Source organism: Mariniflexile litorale (assembly GCF_031128465.2).
Lineage (GTDB): Bacteria > Bacteroidota > Bacteroidia > Flavobacteriales > Flavobacteriaceae > Mariniflexile > Mariniflexile litorale.
On the sequence record NZ_CP155618.1, the window covers coordinates 1,916,408 to 1,938,084 of the forward strand.

Annotated in this window: 17 protein-coding genes; 11 read left to right on the plus strand and 6 right to left on the minus strand. The window is 33.1% G+C overall.

What is annotated here, in order from left to right; all coding sequences use genetic code 11:
• Positions 1-160: 160 nt before the first annotated feature.
• From QLS71_RS08065 to QLS71_RS08085, 5 genes are all read left to right on the plus strand, one after another.
• Positions 161-1,936 carry a tetratricopeptide repeat protein gene (locus QLS71_RS08065; RefSeq protein ID WP_308993713.1) on the plus strand — a complete coding sequence of 592 codons (1,776 nt, stop codon included), beginning with the start codon at positions 161-163 and terminating at the stop codon, positions 1,934-1,936.
• A 79-nt stretch (positions 1,937-2,015) separates the two neighbouring features.
• Positions 2,016-2,342: a DUF4286 family protein gene (locus QLS71_RS08070; protein WP_308993714.1), complete on the plus strand. Its 327-nt coding sequence runs from the start codon at positions 2,016-2,018 to the stop codon at positions 2,340-2,342.
• A 146-nt stretch (positions 2,343-2,488) separates the two neighbouring features.
• Positions 2,489-3,283, plus strand: a complete 795-nt coding sequence (rsmA, locus tag QLS71_RS08075; protein WP_308993715.1) for a 16S rRNA (adenine(1518)-N(6)/adenine(1519)-N(6))-dimethyltransferase RsmA — start codon at positions 2,489-2,491, stop codon at positions 3,281-3,283.
• A gap of 10 nt (positions 3,284-3,293) precedes the next feature.
• Entirely contained in the window at positions 3,294-4,667 is a 1,374-nt protein-coding gene (gene mgtE / locus QLS71_RS08080) for a magnesium transporter (RefSeq protein ID WP_308993716.1), read from the plus strand.
• 336 nt (positions 4,668-5,003) lie between these two features.
• Positions 5,004-5,939: a 2-hydroxyacid dehydrogenase gene (locus QLS71_RS08085; protein WP_308993717.1), complete on the plus strand. Its 936-nt coding sequence runs from the start codon at positions 5,004-5,006 to the stop codon at positions 5,937-5,939.
• Between the two features lie 128 nt (positions 5,940-6,067).
• Here the strand turns inward: QLS71_RS08085 and QLS71_RS08090 are convergent, their stop codons facing one another.
• Positions 6,068-11,044 (minus strand): T9SS type A sorting domain-containing protein, encoded by a 4,977-nt coding sequence (locus tag QLS71_RS08090; RefSeq protein WP_348636616.1) that lies wholly within the window; start codon positions 11,042-11,044, stop codon positions 6,068-6,070.
• Between the two features lie 518 nt (positions 11,045-11,562).
• Between QLS71_RS08090 and QLS71_RS08095 the strand changes: the two genes are divergently transcribed.
• The 5 genes from QLS71_RS08095 (at position 11,563) to QLS71_RS08115 (ending at position 14,274) form a co-directional block, all read left to right on the plus strand.
• Positions 11,563-11,970, plus strand: coding sequence for a LuxR C-terminal-related transcriptional regulator (locus QLS71_RS08095; protein WP_308993233.1), 408 nt, complete (start codon positions 11,563-11,565; stop codon positions 11,968-11,970).
• 108 nt (positions 11,971-12,078) lie between these two features.
• Positions 12,079-12,585, plus strand: a complete 507-nt coding sequence (locus QLS71_RS08100; RefSeq protein WP_308993232.1) for a DUF4199 domain-containing protein — start codon at positions 12,079-12,081, stop codon at positions 12,583-12,585.
• 104 nt (positions 12,586-12,689) lie between these two features.
• Positions 12,690-13,061, plus strand: a complete 372-nt coding sequence (locus QLS71_RS08105) for a VOC family protein (protein ID WP_308993231.1) — start codon at positions 12,690-12,692, stop codon at positions 13,059-13,061.
• A gap of 26 nt (positions 13,062-13,087) precedes the next feature.
• Entirely contained in the window at positions 13,088-13,456 is a 369-nt protein-coding gene (locus QLS71_RS08110; RefSeq protein ID WP_308993230.1) for a VOC family protein, read from the plus strand.
• Positions 13,457-13,509: 53 nt separating this feature from the next.
• Complete coding sequence (locus QLS71_RS08115) at positions 13,510-14,274, plus strand: sulfite exporter TauE/SafE family protein (RefSeq protein ID WP_308993229.1); 765 nt, start codon at positions 13,510-13,512, stop codon at positions 14,272-14,274.
• Positions 14,275-14,284: 10 nt separating this feature from the next.
• On the opposite strand, the gene QLS71_RS08120 is transcribed toward QLS71_RS08115, so the two are convergent.
• The 3 genes from QLS71_RS08120 to QLS71_RS08130 are packed head-to-tail and all read right to left on the minus strand — an operon-like array spanning position 14,285 to position 17,868.
• Positions 14,285-16,114: a lysophospholipid acyltransferase family protein gene (locus QLS71_RS08120; RefSeq protein WP_308993228.1), complete on the minus strand. Its 1,830-nt coding sequence runs from the start codon at positions 16,112-16,114 to the stop codon at positions 14,285-14,287.
• A 22-nt stretch (positions 16,115-16,136) separates the two neighbouring features.
• The gene (locus tag QLS71_RS08125; protein WP_308993227.1) at positions 16,137-17,387 is read right to left on the minus strand and encodes an aspartate kinase; all 1,251 of its coding nucleotides are present in this window, start codon (positions 17,385-17,387) and stop codon (positions 16,137-16,139) included.
• 1 nt (position 17,388) lies between these two features.
• Positions 17,389-17,868, minus strand: coding sequence for a GNAT family N-acetyltransferase (locus QLS71_RS08130; RefSeq protein WP_308993226.1), 480 nt, complete (start codon positions 17,866-17,868; stop codon positions 17,389-17,391).
• 118 nt (positions 17,869-17,986) lie between these two features.
• On the opposite strand from QLS71_RS08130, the gene fbp reads away from it, so the two are divergent.
• The gene (gene fbp / locus QLS71_RS08135; protein ID WP_308993225.1) at positions 17,987-18,994 is read left to right on the plus strand and encodes a class 1 fructose-bisphosphatase; all 1,008 of its coding nucleotides are present in this window, start codon (positions 17,987-17,989) and stop codon (positions 18,992-18,994) included.
• Positions 18,995-19,071: 77 nt separating this feature from the next.
• On the opposite strand, the gene QLS71_RS08140 is transcribed toward fbp, so the two are convergent.
• Together QLS71_RS08140 and QLS71_RS08145 are read right to left on the minus strand one after the other, a co-directional pair.
• On the minus strand, positions 19,072-20,922 hold the full coding sequence (locus QLS71_RS08140) for a SulP family inorganic anion transporter (protein WP_308993224.1): 1,851 nt from the start codon (positions 20,920-20,922) through the stop codon (positions 19,072-19,074).
• 98 nt (positions 20,923-21,020) lie between these two features.
• Positions 21,021-21,677: a DUF2490 domain-containing protein gene (locus QLS71_RS08145; RefSeq protein WP_308993223.1), complete on the minus strand. Its 657-nt coding sequence runs from the start codon at positions 21,675-21,677 to the stop codon at positions 21,021-21,023.

The following is a 21,677-nucleotide window of genomic DNA, read 5'->3' on the forward strand; positions in this document are numbered from 1 at the left end:
TTATATAAAGACTGTCCCCAATCAGTATTACATCGTTTTTTAAATTAACGGTAGTTAATGGAACTTTTATTTTGGTTGGTTAGTGCCCGAATTTCTATTCGGGCATTTTTTTATAATTATATTAGCAAAAGCTACCCAGCGTATTTGTTATCTTTACCACATGAGAATTCTATTTATTTTATGCTTTCTATTTAGTGTGCATTTGTACTCGCAAGAAGATGCATTGGCTAGAGATTATTATAAAAAGGGGGATTACGAAAAAGCGCTATTTGAATATAAAAAATTATATGCGCAATCCCCTTCAAGTATTAATTATATCTTTCAAGTACTTAACTCTCATCAAGAACTGGAACAATACGATGCGGCAGAATCGTTTTTATTAAAACTCATGAAGGGTGTTAATTATCCTGCATTTATGGTAGAATTAGGATATAATTATCAGCTTAAAAACGATTTAGTAAACGCTAATATCCATTATAATAAAGCATTGACTAGTATTGATGAAAATCCAAGCAATGTGTATTCTATTGTTAGAAGTTTTCAAAGCCATTCCCTCGTAAATCAAGCTGTTATTGCATATGAAAAAGTCATGCTATTAAAGCCAGATTACAATTTTAACCTGCAATTAGCCCAGTTATATGGTGAGCAAGGAAATATTGAAAAAATGTTTATTAGTTATGTCGATTTTGCAGAGGCCAACCCCAATGTTTTAGCTAATATTAAGCGTGCTATAAGCGATTTTATAAGTGAAGATAGCGAGAATGAAAACAACATTATTTTTAGAAAAATTTTACTTAGAAAAGCGCAACAAGAACCAAACGTTCTTTGGAATGAGTTACTAAGTTGGTTGTTTATTCAACAAAACGATTTTAAAAAGGCATTTGCACAAGAGAAAGCTAGTTTTAATCGACAACCCGAAAGTTTATACAGAATAGAAGAATTAGCAGACATCGCATTCAACAAAAATGAACTAGAAATTGCTAAAGAAATTTACACATTTATAACAATTACCGCTCAAGATTTAGATGTTTTATTAGTAGCTCATTATAATTTACTTCAATTAGAAACAAAACAAAGCTCTAAAGATAATTATCATACTGTTGATGCTAAATATCAAGAAATCTTTAATAAGTTCGGCACTTTTTCACAAACCTTAAAACTTCAAATAGCATATGCTCATTTTTTGGCATTTAATAAAAATGAGACCAAAAAAGCAACATCTTTTTTAGAAAAAACATTGGAGTTACCACTATCCGAACAACAAAAAGCAGAAGTAAAATTAGAATTAGGTGATATTTTGGTGCTACAAGAAAAATTTAATGACGCCTTAATTTACTACACACAAATACAACGAAATTTAAAAAACAGTACCCTTTCTCAAGAAGCCCGTTACAAAGTAGCCAAAGCGAGTTATTATAAAGGCGATTTTAAATGGGCAGAATCGCAACTTAAGGTGTTAAAAGCATCTACATCGCAACTTATTGCTAATGATGCTTTAGATTTAAAACTACTTATTACCGATAATAAATATGAGGATTCTTTACAAACGGCTTTAAGAAAATATGCAAAAGCCGATTTGTTGTCTTTTCAAAACAGAAATGATGAAGCAATTACGGTTTTAGACACTATTTTAAACGACCATAAAACCGAACCCATTATACCACAAGCCTTATTTAAGCAAGCGCAATTATTTGAAGATAAATCCCAATTTGAAAAAGCTGAAGCTAATTACAATGCTATTATTACAAATTATGGTGAAGGTATTTTAGTTGATGATGCTTATTTTAAGTTAGCAGAACTTTATGAAAAGCAATTAAATCAACCTGAAAAGGCAAAAGCGTTATACGAAAAGATTATTTTTAATCATGCCGATAGTATTTACTTTGTTGAAGCAAGAAAACGATACCGAGCTTTACGTGGAGACGCTATTAATTAGATGTCAAAAAAATCTAGATTTTCAAATTAATTTGGGCTATTTCAACTAAACAAATCAACAAAAAACAAATTAATATTAAATGTATATATACAACGTTACCTCAAATGTAGATGAAAGCATTCACCAGCAATGGCTAACATGGATGAAAGAAGAGCACATTCCAGAAGTATTAGCCACAGGGAAATTTGAAAAAGCAATTCTTACCAGAGTTTTAATAGAGGAAGAAATGGGTGGTTTTACCTATGCAGTGCATTACCAAACACCATCGCGCGAAACTTTAGAAGCCTATTATAACGAAGATGCTCCAAGATTAAAAACAGAAGTGCTTAAAAAATTTGCCGATAAAGTATTATCGTTTAGAACTGAACTGGAAATTGTCGATGAGTATACTGTTACTTTTAACTAGATGATTAACGGGTTTTGATGCTCTTCAATTTTCTCAAAAAAATTATTAGCCGTTTTTCAATATAACTTTGTGACTCTGTGTCTTTGCAAGTAAAACTTAGTATCTTCGTGTTTCTAGCTTTCAATTAATAAAAATATTCGTAATTCGTGGCAAATACCTCAAACCAGCATCATGTAAAAGCAAAAAAGCATTTAGGACAACATTTCTTAAATGATGAAGATATTGCGCAAAAAATTGCCGATACGCTTACTTTAGATGGCTATAAAACAGTTTTAGAAATTGGCCCAGGTATGGGCGTACTTACCAAATACTTGCTTAAAAAAGATGTTACTACGCATGTTATTGAAATTGACACCGAATCGGTTGCCTATTTAGAAGCTAATTATTTAAATCTAGCATCCAGAATTATTGAAAAAGATTTTTTAAAATACGATTTAAACGAAATATTTAAAGGCGAACCGTTTGCTATTATTGGCAATTTTCCTTATAATATTTCAACCCAAATTGTTTTTAAAACTTTGGAAATGCGCGATCAAATCCCTGAGTTTTCGGGCATGTTTCAAAAAGAAGTAGCCGAACGCATTTGCTCAAAAGAAGGTAGTAAAGTGTACGGTATTTTATCAGTGTTGGCACAAGCTTATTACGATGCCGAATATTTATTTACTGTACCACCAGCGGTGTTTAATCCGCCACCAAAAGTAGAATCGGGTGTGTTGCGACTTACAAGAAAGCCAGATTATTCCTTGCCTTGTGACGATGCTTTATTTTTCAAAGTAGTTAAAACAGCATTTCAGCAACGAAGAAAAACACTTCGTAACAGTTTAAAAACACTCAACTTAAGTGATAATTTAAGAGAAGATAGTATATTTGATAAACGTCCGGAACAATTAAATGTGCAGCAGTTTATAGAACTCACACAGTTAATTGAAAAAGATATATAAACATCGCATTTTGTCTGAAGAAATAGAAAACATACAATTTGAATTAACCGATGATTTAATCAGTCAGGTAGAACTTCTTATTGAAGCAAGTGATGATAAAGCACTTCAAAAGCTTTTAAAAGATTTTCACTACGCCGATATTGCCGAAATTTTAGATGAATTAAACTTAGAAGAAGCAGTATATATTATCAAGCTTCTAGACTCTGAAACGACTGCCGATATTTTAATGGAGCTCGATGAAGACAATCGAGAAAAGGTATTAAGAAACCTCTCTTCAAAAGAAATTGCTGATGAGATTGGTGAATTAGATACCGATGATGCTGCCGATATTATTTCAGAATTACCCGAATCTCGTAAACGAGAGGTAATCTCGCATATTGAAGACGAGGAACATAAGGCCGAAATTGAAGAATTACTAGCTTATGATGAAGATACTGCGGGTGGATTGATGGCAAAAGAGCTGGTTAAAGTCTACGAAACATGGACTGTTGCAGGTTGTTTACGCCGTATTAGAGGTCAAGCAAAAGAAGTAACCCGAGTACACTCCATTTACGTAGTGGATAAGAAAGATAAACTGGTTGGGCGCCTATCTTTAAAAGATCTTATTGTTGCCAAAAGCGACCAAAAAATTGCAGAACTTTCCAACTCAAGTGTCGACTATGTTAATGTACATGATGATGCCGAAGACGTTGCTAAAATCATGCAAAAATACGATTTGGAAGCCATTCCAGTAGTAGACGATAATCACATATTATTAGGTAGAATTACTATCGATGACATTGTAGATGTCATGAAAGAAGAAGCCGAAAAAGACTATCAATTAGCGGCAGGTATTACAGCCGATGTAGAGGCGGATGATAGTATTTGGGAACTCACCAAAGCCCGTTTACCATGGCTATTAATAGGTATGGTTGGTGGTATTGGCGCAGCAAGTATTATTGAGAGTTTTACCGGCTATATGGGAGATTTTATTATACTATTAAGTTTTGTACCATTAATTCAAGCAACCGCAGGTAATGTTGGTGTACAATCTTCAGCTATTGTGGTTCAAGGTTTAGCAAACGACAGTATAGATGGAAATGTTTTAAAACGTTTGTTTAAAGAATTTTTACTGGGTTTAGTTAATGGACTTGCCATTGCATTAATCGCCATAGTCATCACTCATTTTCTATTTAAAACGCCATACAATGTATCCTTAACCATAGGTTTAGCATTAATAGCCGTTATCATTATGGCAGCCCTAATTGGAACTTTTGTGCCTATTTTTTTAGACAAGCGAGGTATTGATCCCGCCGTGGCTACAGGGCCATTTATAACAACTAGTAACGATGTTTTTGGTATTTTAATGTACTTTTTAATAGCGAAACTTATTTTAGGTTTCTAGAACATTTGGGCGTTACCACAAGGGTCGGGCTATCCATTACAATCTTTTTAAAACGTCATAGTTGGTAGTGAGCGATGTGGCTTTCTACCAATTATTTACATAAAAGCTAGTTTAGTGTTAGCCAGTTTTTAAAAAGGATTTCCACTTCTATCCCTAACGCAAGCATATCAGTAAAGTTTACTTAGAATTTAATTTTTAGTTTTGTTTGTTTAAAACTTCATAAATTTACAAGCTAATATTAGTACATGAAACTTCCATAACAAGCTCTCCTCTATCCCCAAGGGAATGATTATATGGAATACTATGTGTCCAATAAAAAATAAGTATTAAATACCCATGAAAATCCTTCATCTAGACAGCAATCACAAACTATTAATCAATCAACTTAACAATTTAGGGTTCATCAATCACGAAGACTATTCATCTTCAAAAGAGGAAATTGAAGCTAAAATTAAAGAGTACGATGGTATTATTTTAAGAAGTCGATTTTCCATAGACAAGCAATTTTTAGATGCTGCTACCAAGTTAAAATTTATAGGTCGTGTAGGTGCAGGTTTAGAAAATATAGATTGCGATTATGCCGAACAAAAAGGCATCACATTAATAGCAGCGCCAGAAGGTAATAGAAATGCCGTAGGCGAGCATGCATTAGGTATGTTGCTCTCCCTTTTCAACAAACTAAATAAAGCAGATCACGAAGTACGAACAGGCAAATGGCAGCGTGAAGCCAACCGAGGCATTGAACTCGATGGTAGAACTGTTGGTATTATTGGATATGGTAATATGGGGAAAGCATTTGCCAAAAAACTTCGAGGGTTCGAGGTTGAGGTGTTATGTTATGATATTAAAAAAAATGTGGGAGATGCCAATGCAAAACAAGTATCTCTGAAAGAATTTCAAGAGAAGGTTGAGGTTGTTAGTTTGCATACGCCACAAACACCTTTAACTTTAAATATGATAGATGCTAATTTTATCAATCAATTTAAAAAACCATTTTGGTTTATAAATACTGCTCGGGGTAAAAGTGTGGTGACTAAAGATTTGGTTTTTGCTTTAAAATATGGTCAAGTTCTAGGTGCAGGTTTGGATGTGTTAGAATATGAGAAAGCTTCTTTTGAAGATATGTTTACTTCAACCATGCCTGAACCATTTCAATATTTAATAGCAGCCAAAAATGTATTGTTAACGCCACATGTTGCTGGCTGGACGATTGAAAGCAAAGAAAAATTAGCACAAACCATCGTGGATAAGATTAAAACGAATTTTGGTTAACATTATATGCCCCTTCGTGAAGTTCCAATGTATAATGCGGTGTTAAAAACAAACCTTTATTAAAATAGAAATCCCCTAAAGATTTTAATCTTATGGGGATTTCTTTAGTATTAAATTACTAATCTGATTTAATTCGATAAAATTATTTTTTTGACAATAGTTTTATTTTCTAGAATTATATAGCAAATATACATTCCTGATGGAAGTGTTCTATTTTCATTAAACTTTAGATTGTAATTTTTTAATGAATCCATTTTATCATTCATTAATGTTCTTACCAAAACACCTGTAGGAGAATATACTTCTACCCTGATATTTTCACTTTTAGAGCTCTTAAATGAAATATTTACCTCTCCTTTAGAAGGGTTTGGAAATACTAAGGCTTCAAAAGGAGTGTCTTCTGTAACTGAGGCTACACTTACCAGAGAAGAAGAAGAAGATGCACTAACCGAAGATGCTACAATATCACAGATTGAATCTACAAAAAAGGACTTCTCTGTTATACAACCAGTATCTTGGTTTTCTACAAAAACGGTATACGTACCTGCATCACTAACCGAGATAGGGTTTTGATTAATAGGAAATCCTTCCCAACGTATGAAAGCACCCGTAACATTACTACTTGCTGTTAATTCGGCTGTTAAAAAGTTACAATCAATAACCCCATTGTTACTGGCATTTATACTAACGATAGGTTTTGTGTCTTGTTTAGTAACAGTAACAAATGCTTCTGTTATACAACCAGTATCTTGGTTTTCTACAAAAACGGTATACGTACCTGCATCACTAACCGAGATAGGGTTTTGATTAATAGGAAATCCTTCCCAACGTATGAAAGCACCCGTAACATTACTACTTGCTGTTAATTCGGCTGTTAAAAAGTTACAATCAATAACCCCATTGTTACTGGCATTTATACTAACGATAGGTTTTGTGTCTTGTTTAGTAACAGTAACAAATGCTTCTGTTATACAACCAGTATCTTGGTTTTCTACAAAAACGGTATACGTACCTGCATCACTAACCGAGATAGGGTTTTGATTAATAGGAAATCCTTCCCAACGGATGAAGGCACCCGTAACATTACTACTTGCTGTTAATTCGGCTGTTAAAAAGTTACAATCAATAACCCCATTGTTACTAGCATTTATACTAACGATAGGTTTTGTGTCTTGTTTAGTAACAGTAACAAATGCTTCTGTTATACAACCAGTATCTTGGTTTTCTACAAAAACGGTATACGTACCTGCATCACTAACCGAGATAGGGTTTTGATTAATAGGAAATCCTTCCCAACGGATGAAGGCACCCGTAACATTACTACTTGCTGTTAATTCGGCTGTTAAAAAGTTACAATCAATAACCCCATTGTTACTAGCATTTATACTAACGATAGGTTTTGTGTTTTGTTTAGTAACAGTAACAAACGCTTCTGTTATACAACCAGTATCTTGGTTTTCTACAAAAACGGTATACGTACCTGCATCACTAACCGAGATAGGGTTCTGATTAATAGGAAATCCTTCCCAACGGATGAAGGCACCCGTAACATTACTACTTGCTGTTAATTCGGCTGTTAAAAAGTTACAATCAATAACCCCATTGTTACTGGCATTTATACTAACGATAGGTTTTGTGTCTTCTTTGGTAACCTGTGCAATGGAAGTACTAGTACAACCACCAGTTGCTGAAGTAACGGTTACTGTATAGTCTCCCTCTGTATTTACTGTTATATTTTGTTGATTTGAGGCAAAACCATTAGGTCCTGTCCAACTGTAAGTCACGTTGGGAGTTGTAGTGTTTGCTGTAATCTGTACTTGTTCAGTTGCACAATTAATAATTCCAGATACACTAGTTTCTACTTGAATATCTTCCAGTATTACAGTGTTCTTTACTTCTATATTATCTAAATAATAGATTTCTGTTGGATCCGTCGTGGTAGAACGCGCTAAAATCTGTAAAGTTGTTCCATTTAAATTTTCTGCCGAAACCGTAATAGCGCCTTCGTTTCCATTAATAGAAGCTAAGCTTTCGCTAAATAGGGTTTCTGTTTGACCATTGAGTTTATAATATAATCTTAGATAATCTAAGCTGCTTCCGCTGTTCTCCATGGCACCAGAACTACTAATATCAGCAGAAATGGTTATTTTAGTTAAATTTTCAATATTTATAATTCCAGAGGACCATACTCCCTGATTACCAGATCCAGTATCACTGATTAAAAATTTATTAGAATCCACTTCAAACTTACCACTCCCGCTTGCGTTTGCTGAGGTCCAAGCAGTTGACCCAGTATCCACTTTTGTTCCATTTGAAAGATTTGAAAAGTCTTCTAACCAAACTATAGATTCAGTTTCTCCAGTGACGTAACTTACTGCAACTGTAGTTGAATTAGTGCATGTAGAATTCGTTACTGTTAAAGTATAATTACCCGCAGTACTGACCATAATATTTTGATCTGAACTGGTAAAACCATTCGGTCCACTCCAACTATAACTAGCTCCTGCTATTGAAGATGATCCGTTGATAGTGACTTGTGAATTAGCACAAGAAAGAGTACCAACAACTTCCGCAGTGGCTACAATATTAGCAGCACCTGTCCCCGTTACTTTTATATTATCAAAAAAATAGAATTCGCTATCTCCTGTGCTTTTAGTTCTAATGATAATTTGAACAGTATTTCCATTAAATAAAGGAGAAGCATAGTTTTTTAATGAAAATGCGCCGTCTCCATCTTCATTGGCAAACATAATTTCATTTCCAGTGCCTATCTTATAATACACTCTAAAATAATCCTCTCCACTATCTAGTGAACCAATTCCTTCTGCATCCAATGAAATTTGAACATCTGTTAATGAAGAAATATCAATAATTTCAGAAGACCATAACCCTATGCCAACAGAAGAGTCTAGACTGGATCCATTGGCAACAAATTTATTATCAATAACTTCCATTAAACCATTTTGTATCCCAGAAGCATCAATACTCCAAGCAGTTGCTCCTGTATCTACTTTTGTTCCATTAGCAAGATCATTGAAGGTTTCCAACCAAACGGTTTGATTAGTACCTCCTGTTGAAGAAGTATTTACAGTAACTGTAGTAGAATTAGTGCATATAGAATTCGTTACTGTTAAAGTATAATTACCCGCCGTGCTTACCATAATATTTTGATCTGAACTGGTATAACCATTCGGTCCACTCCAACTATAAGTAACACCTGCTATTGAAGATGATCCGTTGATGGTGACTTGTGAATTAGCACAAGAAAGAGTACCAACAACTTCCGCAGTGGCTACAATATTAGCAGCACCTGTCCCCGTTACTTTTATATTATCAAAAAAATAGAATTCGCTATCTCCTGTGCTTTTAGTTCTAATGATAATTTGAACAGTATTTCCATTAAATAAAGGAGAAGCATAGTTTTTTAATGAAAATGCGCCGTCTCCATCTTCATTGGCAAACATAATTTCATTTCCAGTGCCTATCTTATAATACACTCTAAAATAATCCTCTCCACTATCTAGTGAACCAATTCCTTCTGCATCCAATGAAATTTGAACATCTGTTAATGAAGAAATATCAATAATTTCAGAAGACCATAACCCTATGCCAACAGAAGAGTCTAGACTGGATCCATTGGCAACAAATTTATTATCAATAACTTCCATTAAACCATTTTGTATCCCAGAAGCATCAATACTCCAAGCAGTTGCTCCTGTATCTACTTTTGTTCCATTAGCAAGATCATTGAAGTTTTCAAGCCAAACGGTTTGATTAGCACCTCCTGATGAAGAAGCAACTACTACAGAAGTAGTACCACTGCATCCTGAACTATTAGTTATTGTAAGTGTATAAGTTCCAGCGGTATTTACCGTTATATCTTGGGTATTTGCGCTAAATGCATTAGGCCCTGTCCAAAGGTAGGATACATTACTAACTGAAGATCCTCCTCTTATGATTACATTAGAACCACCACAAGACAAAGCTCCTTCAACAACAGCAGTTGCTACGATACTTCCTGTTCCCGTAGCTGAACTGGTAACTTTAACGTCATCTAAAAAGTATTTTTCATCAGAGGCAGAGTTTTTGAATCTAACAATGACTTGCAGTGTTTGACCATTTAATTCAGAAGAACTGGCTAAAGCATTACCAACACCAGTTGATGTACTTCCTAATCCGGAAGTATCAGTAAAAAAGGTCTGTTCTGCACCCCCATTTAAAATATAAGCGACTTTTATAAAATCTTCGCTTTCAAAACTACTACTCGTTTCGCTCCTTAACAAGGCTGATATTTTAACATTAGGCTGACATGAAATATTAATAACTCCTGACTTCCATATCCCTTCATTTGTTGAATTAAAAGAAGCTTTGAGTTCATTGTTTTGAACTGAAAAAGTTCCTGCAGCTGAATTTTGTAAAGACCAACTAGTTACTCCAGTGTCATTTGTAGTCCCGTTACTAAGACTAAAATTTTCATACCATATGGTGTTTCCTGCGGCTAATCCAGAAAGCTTAACATCATCCAGAAAATATTTTTCATCAGAGGCCGAGTTTTTGAATCTAACAATAATTTGCAAGGTTTGACCATTAATTTGAGTAGCAGTTGCAGTGGCATTACCAACTCCAGTTGATGTACTTCCCAATCCAGAAGTATCTGTGAAAAAGGTTTGTTCCGACCCTCCATTTAAAATGTAAGCGACTTTTATAAAATCTTCGCTTTCAAAACTACTACTCGTTTCGCTTCTTAACAATGCAGAAATGCTCACATTGGACCACGAAGAAATATCAATAACTCCTGATTTCCAAATGCCTTCATTTGTTGAATTAAAAGAAACTTTGAGTTCATTGTTTTGAACTGAAAAAGTTCCTGCAGCTGAATTTTGTAAAGACCAACTGGTCGATCCAGTATCATTTGTAGTCCCGTTGTTAAGACTGAAATCCTCCAACCATATTACACTATCGGTTGTATAGGTCCATCCCATAAAGTTTGTACTATTAATAATGGGATCATCTGAGTTGGCTGATGCTGGTGTTATGTTGCATAACATTAGCAATAGCATTGCGAGAGGTTTAAAAACCTCTTTCTTCAAGTAAAATTTAATCATAGGTTAAGTTATTTAATTAGACCAATGAGGGATAAAGGGTGTTTTTCTATTATTTTCTTAATGATTCTAGAATATTTTGAGACAAATATTTTTATCACAACTATCCGAAAATTCATAAGCTAAAAATAGCTTGAGAGACCCTTGTTTTTGGTTTGCGCGCTAAAATACAAATAAACTTTTACTTCGTCAAAATTATTTATTTTGTTCTATGTTAGGTGCTTACGTGCTGTTCCGAAACACATCATAGTAACAATGTAGTAGTGGATATAAAACCTGTGGTCACTTTGTAGTCTTCGTTTTCTGCTATGGAAATTGTAATTATGGGAGCTATTAATTTAGAGGAAAAGCATCCTTTTTTAAATTTATTTTCTTTACAATTGCCAGAAGCATTTCAATATTTAATGCATCCTGAAAATGCTTTATGAACACTTCATGTTGCTGGGTAGACTAATGAAGGTTAAAAAATAGGACCACCCATTGTAAATAAGATTAAACCAAATTTTTGTTAAATTTATAGAATGAAGAAAACCATTCTTGTTTTTTCGCTTTTAATTTTGGCGCTATTTCTATTATTTCAAGTTAGTACCTATTCCATTAATTCGGGTAGCATAAAAATAGAATTTGGCATTGCTCTAATTGCTATAGTTTTTTTTATAATTGGTATTTACATCAATAAAAGAAGTCTTCATAAACCCATAGATTGTTCTGAAATCAATCGCAAAAAAATTGAAGACTTAGAAATTACAGCGCGAGAATACGAGGTACTTCAAGGTATTTCGGAAGGCTTATCAAACAAAGAAATTGCAGATAAATTATTTCTATCCGAAAGCACCATTAAAACCTATGTTTCTAATTTACTTGTTAAGCTGAATGCTAAACGTAGAACCCAAGCTTTACAAATAGCTAAAAATCTTCAAATTATATAAAACTTCTTTATTTTATATAAAAACAAATGTGTTTTGGTACTTTAGTATGACTTTATAAACACACGCCTTAGCTAATTTTGAATTGTTGAAATTTAAAAACATACTATCATGAAAAGCACAGTTATTAAATATGGCATGTTCGGGTTGTTAACAGGTATTGTTATTTTTTTGGCAGCCATTTTATTAGGAAAAGAAATGAGTTATTCTACCCAAGAAATTCTTGGTTATGTCTCAATGGCGGCTTGTTTATCCTTTGTGTTTTTTGGTATCAAACATTATAGAGATCAAGTAAATAATGGTGTTGTTAGTTTTAGAAAAGCTTTAGTTATTGGAGTGCTTATTTCCATTTTGGTTGGTGTGGGAGTTGGTATTGCCGATTATATTTACACAACGGTAATTAACCCAGATTTTGCTTCAGAGTATTTAGAAACCACTTTAAAAACTATGAAAAGCAACTTGACAGCAGAAGAATTTAAGGTTAAAAAAGTAGAACTCACTAAGCAAATGACAGATTATGGTGGTTCTGGGTTCATGGCCTTTTTAATGTTTTTCACTGTGGTTCTTATAGGATTTGTTATATCTTTAGTATCAGGATTAATACTTCAACGTAAATAAATACTAGGTGTAATAGGCTAATTCAGATGAAGATTACATCAATCAACATCAAAAGAACGATAAGAACGCTCTAAGAAGTTGAGATAATTTATAAATAAAAACAGATGAAATTAGGAGCTTTTTCAGTACGTCTTAATGTTAAGGACATTAAAGCGTCAAAACAATTTTATGAAATCTTAGGATTTTCAGTATTGGGTGGTAGCATGGATAAAAACTACCTCATCATGAAAAATGGCAATACATTAATAGGATTATTTCAAGGGATGTTTGAAACTAACATTTTAACCTTTAATCCAGGGTGGGACGAAAATGCGGACAAGTCAGATTCATTTGATGATGTACGTGACATTCAAAAGCACCTAAAGAATGCAGGTGTAAAATTAGAGTATGAAGTTGAGACCAACACAACTGGTCCAGCTAGTTTTATGGTTCACGACCCCGATGGGAATACAATTCTTTTAGATCAACATATTTAATTTCAAAATTGATAAATTAACTAAAAATGAAAAAAAGAGTTACAGGTATTGGCGGTTTGTTTTTTAAAACAAAAGATCCTAAAGCAACACAAGACTGGTATAAAAAACATTTAGGGTTTAATACTGATGATTATGGATGTACCTTTTCTTGGAAAGATAACGAAGGAAAAGATTGTTCAACCCAATGGAGCCCGTTTGCAGAAGACACCAAATATTACGAGCCCTCCAAAAAAGATTTTATGTTCAATTATCGGGTTGAAAATTTAGTTGAATTAATAGCGGTTTTAAAAAAAGAAGGGGTTACGGTTGTTGGTGATATTGAAGAATATGAATACGGAAAATTTGGTTGGATTTTAGATAACGATGGTAATAAAATTGAACTTTGGGAACCATAGACACTACTTTTTTATAAATAAATTCTATTTTTACCCAAAACCCATCATCTAAGTTGACATATTTCGAAATTCTACAATCATTTCATTTAACAGTATTACAATGGGTAGCTATTTGTTTTGCTGTTTTTTTATTGGGTTTATCTAAATCTGGCATAAAGGGTATTGGAATTATTATTGTTGTAATACTTGCTTTTGTTTTTGGTGAAAAAACATCTACAGGTATTTTACTCCCTATGTTAATATGTGCCGATATTTTTGCAGTGGTGTATTATAACAAGCATGCCCAGTGGCATTATATAAAAAAACTATTGCCTGCTATGGTTATTGGGGTTTTAGTAGGTGTCTGGGTAGGCAACGATATTTCTGAAGCTATTTTTAAACGCATCATGGCAGTCATCATTATTGGGTCTGTACTCATCATGTTTTATATGGAAAACCGAAAATCTAACGCTATACCAACTAATAAATGGTTTTCTAATTCAACAGGTTTTCTGGCTGGTTTTACCACCATGGTTGGTAATTTAGCAGGACCTATTTCTGATATTTATTTTCTAGCCATGCGTATGCCTAAAAATGAATTTATAGGTACTGCTGCTTGGTTGTTTTTTATAATAAATGTATTTAAATTACCCTTTCATATATTCGTTTGGAATACCGTAAGTGCAAAGACCTTGGTTTTAAATTCAGTTTTAATACCCATGATCATTCTTGGCTTTTTCCTAGGAGCTTATATTGTGAAACTTATTTCGAATGTTAATTACAGACGGTTTGTATTTTTAGTTACTGCTTTAGGTGGTATAATTATGTTGTTTAGATAATATATAAGTTTTATTCCTCATTAGTCTCCGTAAACTTACGCTCTAATTCTGTTTGAAACTCTTCCATTACGGGACGTACGGTACTTTCTGGTAAATCTTCAATTCTAATATACATAAGCCCATCTACAGCATTATTGAATAAAGGATCCACATTAAAAGCCACCAAACGTGCATTCTGTTTTATGTACTTTTTAAGTAATACAGGCAAGCGTAATGCTCCTGGCTCGATTTCGTCAATAATCTTATCAAACTTGTTTAAATCGGCTTCGGTTTCATCAAAAACAAAGTCTTTATCGGCATCTTTTAACTTTACTTTAAATTCCTTTTTAGGGTGTACATATTGCGCAATATACGGGTCGTAGTAATGCGATTTCATAAACTCAATCATTAATGATTTTGAGAAATTTGAAAACTGGTTACTAATACTCACACCACCTATTAAAAATTTATGTTCAGGATATCGAAGTGTTGTATGTACAATACCCTTCCAAAGTAAAAACAACGGCATCGGTTTTTGTTGGTATTCTTTAATAATGAATGCACGTCCCATTTCGATAGACTGACTCATCATTTTATGTAATTCGGGTTCAAATCTAAAAAGGTCTTGTAAATAAAAACCATCAATCCCGTATTTTTCAAAAATTTTAGAACCTAAGCCCATTCGGTAAGCACCAGCAAGTACATTACTACTATTATCCCATAGAAACATATGATGGTAATAATTATCAAAAGTATCTAAATCAATAGCTTCGTTAGTGCCTTCTCCAACTGCTCTAAACGTAATTTCGCGTAAACGCCCAATTTCACGTAGTATATTGGGGATTTTAGTAGCTTCAGCTAAAAAGACTTCGTAGTCTTTACTTTGTAATAATCTAGAATTATCCTTACGTAAGGCTTTTACTTCATTAGTCATTAACACACTATCAACTGGTGTTACAATATTTTTTGGAACTTTAGGTGTTTTTAAAGTAGACTGAATGTTATCTAATATTTTCGATTTATTTTCAAAAGAATTTGATAGCATATAGGTTTTTCGTCTTAAAAATTCTGAAAAATCTTCAAGAGATGCATGTTCTTTTTGGTCTTCAACCGAAATAGGTTTTCCAATTCTTACCTTAATAATACGCCGTTTCTGCGTTAATACTTCCGAAGGTAATTTGGCTGTTCTAAGCGTATCACTAATTTTTGAAAGTTTATAAAATAATCTGCTATTTTTAGCATGAAAGTAAATAGGCACTACAGGCACTTCAGCTTTTTTTACCAATTTCATGGCAGCTTCCTCCCAAGGTTTATCAACCATCAATTTACCATCTCGGTAAGTTGATACTTCTCCTGCTGGAAAAATGCCTAACGGGCGACCTTCACGTAAATGTAAAATGGCATTTTTAAAACCTACAAGACTCGATTTTACATCTTTCCTGTCCTCAAAAGGATTTACAGGCATTATGTAAGGTTTCATAGGCTCAATGCGATGCAATAAAAAGTTGGCAATTATTTTAAAATCTTTACGCTGTTCCAGCATCAGTTTTAAAAGTAAAATTCCATCAATGCCTCCAAGTGGATGGTTTGAAACCGTAATGTAAGCACCTTCTTTTGGAAGTCGTTTTAAATCTTCTTCAGGAATTTCAAATTTAATTTGAAATTCATCTAAAATTTTATCTAAAAAATCAACACCTTCAAGGTGTTTGTTCCGCATGTAAAATTTATTTATGGTAGATATTTTAAGTACTTTCATAAGCAGCCACCCAATAAGCGTTCCGATAAATCCATACTTATCTACGTTTATTACTTTGGCCACTTCTTTTGCTGAAACTAATCCTAAATCTTGTTGTTTGGTCATGACTGTAAATGTACTAAATTGTTTATTTACTTACTACTTGAACAGTTTCTGGTGTTAATTGTTTTAATAGCACGGTTTTACCTTCTTCAATTTGGTTAATTGCGTTTTGGGTGTAATGCCGAATGGTATAGAGTGATACGTTTTCATGACAAGTTACTTTAAATTTTGCTTTTAAATGATGTAATAATTTTTCAAGATTATCATAAAGATTATCGACGCATACTGAGAAACTAATGGCAGAATTTTGAATAACATCTACTTTCATTTTATATAAATGTAATAAACTGAATATTTCGCTGATACTTTCCTCAACAATGTATGAAAAGTCCAAGGAGGATAACGAGATTAAAACTTGATTTTTTTTAACGATAAAACAAGGAACCATAGGTTCTAAAGTAATGTTTTTTCCTATTCTTGTTCCAGGTGCCTCTGGGTTTAAAAACGATTTTACGTACAAAGGGATTTCCTTACCTTGTAATGGTTGTATGGTTTTTGGGTGAATAACCGAGGCTCCATAGAAAGCCAATTCTATGGCTTCACGATAACTTATTTTGTTAAGTAATTGAGCGTGTTCAAAATATCGTGGGTCGGCATTTAAAATACCCGGAACATCTTTCCAAATAGTAACACTATCTGCGTTTAAACAATAGGCATAAATAGCAGCGGTATAATCGCTACCTTCCCTCCCTAATGTCGTTGTGAAATTATTGGTATCGCTACCTAAAAAACCTTGGGTAATGTTTAAAATGGTCTTATTGAAATTTGATAAAATAAGCTGTTGCGTTTCTTCCCAATTAACGTTTGCTCTTCTGTAATAATTATCGGTTTTAATATGTTCGCGAACATCTATCCAGTTATTTTTTATTTGAATGCTATTTAAATACTCACTAATAATAACTGTTGAAACTAATTCGCCATATCCTATAATTTGATCGTAAACAAAATTATAATCGGGCGATTTGTTAGATGATAAAAAGAGATTAAGCTCATTAAAAAAAGAGCCTACTTTTTTAAATACTTGATGGTTTTCGTTATTAAATAAATCTAATAAAATTTCATTATGATATTTTTTAACCTCCTGTAAAGCACTTTGTAATTCACTTTTATTTTCAAAATAATTTTTAACAACAAGTTCTAAGGCATTGGTTGTTTTTCCCATAGCAGAAACCACAACGAGTATGTTTCTATAACCTACTTTTTGTAATAATGAAGCAACATTTTTAACGCCATTAGCATCTTTAACTGATGCACCACCAAATTTGAATACTTGCATGCTATAAGTTTGCTATATAGTCATTTATACCTTCCTCGCTTAAATGAACCACACACCAATCTTGTAAAACACGAGCGCCTTTTTTCTCATATAAAGCAATGGCTGGTTTATTCCAATTTAATACTTCCCAATTAATACGTTTAACACCCAATTGATGGCCATATTTAATAACTTCATCTAAAAGTGCTGTGCCTAAACCCAAACCGCGCATCGATTCGTTAACAATTAAATCTTCAAGATGCAAAATTTTACCTTTCCATGTCGAGAAACGGTTAAAAACGATGGCTATACCTTCTACTTTATTATTTACTTCAGCCACAAAACACATAAATGCAGGAGATTCGTTAAAGCCATCATTTTCTAAATCCTTTAAAGTAACTTCAACAGCATCAGGTTCATTTTCAAAATGCGCTAATTGATTTATTAACAATAGCACTTGTGGCATATCTTCTTTTTCTGCCTTTCTAATTGTGAAACTCATAATTTTTTTAAATTATTTCAAAGATAGTTTAAAGTTGAATATATAAAAGATTAATCTTGAGCGAAAACGTTGTAGTTCATTAAAAATAACGGATATTTGTAGTATAAAAATCTAATTTATGTCTCATAAAAAGCAAACCTTAGGAGAATTTATTATTGAAAATCAAGCATCCTTTAAATATTCTTCGGGTGAATTATCTAGTCTTATTAATTCTATTAGACTAGCCGCCAAAGTTGTAAATCATGAAGTAAATAAAGCCGGATTGGTAGATATTATTGGAGCTGCTGGTGATACAAATATACAAGGTGAAGACCAACAAAAATTAGATGTCTATGCCAATGAAAAATTTATTCAAACACTAACAAATAGAAATATAGTTTGTGGGATTGCAAGTGAAGAGGAAGATGATTTTATTACTATTAATAGTCAAGATGAAAATCATCAAAATAAATATGTGGTGTTAATAGACCCGTTAGATGGTTCTTCAAATATTGATGTAAATGTATCTGTAGGAACTATTTTTTCAATTTACAGACGTGTGACACCTGTTGGAAGCCCAGTAACTATTGAAGATTTTTTACAAAAAGGGAGTCAACAAGTTGCAGCAGGCTATGTTGTTTATGGAACTTCTACGATGTTAGTTTATACTACAGGTGATGGTGTTAATGGGTTTACATTGAATCCTGCCATTGGGTCATTTTATTTATCGCACCCAGACATGCTGTTTCCAGAAGACGGATATATTTACTCAGTTAACGAAGGAAATTATATTCACTTTCCACAAGGTGTTAAAAACTATATTAAATATTGTCAACAAGAAGAGGGAGATAGACCTTATACTTCTAGATATATTGGGTCTTTGGTGTCCGATTTTCATAGAAACATGATAAAAGGTGGTATTTACTTATATCCTAAAAGTTCATTAAACTCTAATGGTAAATTGCGTTTGTTATATGAATGTAACCCTATGGCCTTTTTGGCTGAACAAGCTAACGGCAAGGCTAGTGATGGATTTACCAGAATTTTAGATATTAAACCAACCGAATTACACGAACGTGTTCCTTTTATTTGTGGTAGTAAAAATATGGTTGAAAAGTGTGAAGAGTTTATGCGTGATGCTCAATAAAAAAGATATAATATTTAAAAACAGAAAATGCGAACTTCTCAGTTCGCATTTTCTGTTTTTAAAGCTATTCTAACCTTTTAACCTTTAGCTTTAATCCATTTAATACAATCATTAAATGTGTTAAAAATATGTTCCTTTGGCATTAAATCAGGAATAATATCAATACGTTCCATCATGTATTTTGGTTGATCTAGTAAATCAACAAACAGTGCTGTGATGTTGTTTTTATTAAGTTCTTGGAGCACATCTTCCATGGCGTACAAACCAGATTGATCCATATACTGCATACGGTCTAAACGAATAATAACCATAGATGCAGTAGTTGGAATTTGAGCCGATAAACTTTGGAATTCGCTTGTAGAACCAAAAAATAAAGGGCCTTTAATATGTTTAATAAACACCTTTTCTTTTAATTGCTCAGGAAAATCTAGCTCATCTTTCCAAGCTTCTTCCTTTAAAGATTTAACGTCAGAGCGTTCGGCCGTTAAATCACCTATTTTTTTCATAAACATTAAAGATGCTATTATAAGCCCGATTCCTACTGCGTAAACTAAATTCCAGAACGTAGAAAGTAGTAAAACAACAAACATAATAATGACTTCTGAACTTACTTTAATAGGTCCAATTTTAGCATCTCTTGGTAAACTTGGTATCGCTTTAAGTCCTTTATAGTCCATAACTCCTATACCAACTGTAATTAATATACCTGCTAGCACTGCTGCTGGTATTTTAGATGCTATCGGGCCAAGACCCATTAAAATAATTAGAAGCATGATACCAGCAATCATACCTGAAAGTTTTGTTTTTCCTCCAGAATTGATATTAACTACAGTTCTTATAGTGGCTCCAGCACCTGGAATACCACCAAAAAGAGCTCCTATACTATTTCCAATACCTTGCCCAATAAGTTCTTTATTAGGTTTATGTTTTGTTTTGGTCATATTATCGGCTACAACACTAGTTAATAAGGAGTCGATGGCTCCTAACAATGCCAAAGTTAAAGCTGTAAAAATATAAGGTGTTATGCTGGCGATACTAAAACTTGTAAAAATTTCTAAATGTGGTATGGGTATGCCGCTTGGAATTTCTTCAATAGGTCTGTAGTTTACTCCAAGCGCAATAGCTGCTCCAGACACGACAACCAAAGCCACTAAGGTGCTTGGTATTTTGGTAGTGATACGTTTAAATCCATAGATGATGAATATAGTGGAAAGAGCTAAAATTAACTCTAACCAGTTTATATTTTGAATCGCTCTAGGCAATACTTTTAAGGTTCCTAAAACACCAGATGCTTCATTTTTAGCGAGTGTTTTAGATTCTTTTAAAATATCATCGTCATTAATAAGTTGAGCTCTGTTTACCGTTTCTTTAAAATTTTCTAAAACTAAAATACCTTCACCCGCTTCTTCTTTTAAAATAGTTTCTAAAATTAATTCTTCAGCTTGAGGTTTAAATTGGCTTACAAACTCGGTGTCTTCTTTTGGATAATATCCTATAGAAGGTAAAACTTGTGTAATTAAAATAATAACACCAATGGCAGTCATAAAACCAGAAACCACGGGGTAGGGAATATATTTTATGTATTTACCAAGTCCTAAAACCCCTAATCCGACTTGCATAAAACCTGCTAATAAAAATACGATAAGTATGGCAGGTAAGGCTTTTTCCACATCGCCATCGTTTACAGCAATGATACCCGCAATTACAACCATACTCACAGCTGTCATCGGTGCTGTTGGTCCAGAAATTTGAGTACTTGTGCCTCCAAAAAGTGCTGCAAAAAAACTTAGAAAAATGGCACCATAAAGTCCAGCGCTTGGACCTAGACCAGATGATACTCCGAAAGCTAGTGCAAGTGGTAATGCTACAATACCAGCAGTAATACCGCCAAAAGCATCGCCTTTTAAATTTGAAAATAGATTTTTCATATTGAAATTCATGTTAAAGTTTCTAAGTTAATTATTTAAAATCAAGAAATAAGTCTATATATAATAAAGTATTGATTTCTTTCTTGATGGTGCTCTTTTTAAAAGGTTACAAATGCAATTAAATTAAACTGATCTCTACCTGAGGTCTCAAAAAACTGATTCATATATCCAGCTTCTAGTTTTAGATTTTTATTTAAGTTACAACCAATGCCTCCAAAAACTCTGTTTCTATCAAAAATAGCACTTTTTGTGTTTAAAAATACTTCATTATATGTAGAAACATAGTACTTACTTGTTTCAGAAAAAGGAATATTTAAACCTAAAAAATAACGGAAACGCATTTTAAAATCATCATCAACAAAGCGTTGTTCAAAACGGTATCGATGGTTTAATGTGACGCTTCCTATAGTTTGTTTAGATGTGAATTGCTGAAAAATTCGATGTTCGTTAACACTTATTTTATCATCAGTATCTCCTATATAATTTTCAGATAAGATGTAGCCATAACCTAATAATACATTATTTTTTCCTTCGTTAAACGTGTAGCCTAAACCTGTTCTTATAAGTAATTGTTCTAAATCGCCAATAGCATTATAATTTCGGTATTGAATTTCGTTGTGAATATTCCATTTAGAATTTATTTTTTTATTCCCAATATAAATAAGCCAATTCCCAAAATTACTGTCTTGTGCGTTTATAAAGTTAGGCAACACTAACATGAATGTTAGTGCTACCATACTTATCCTCTTCTTCAT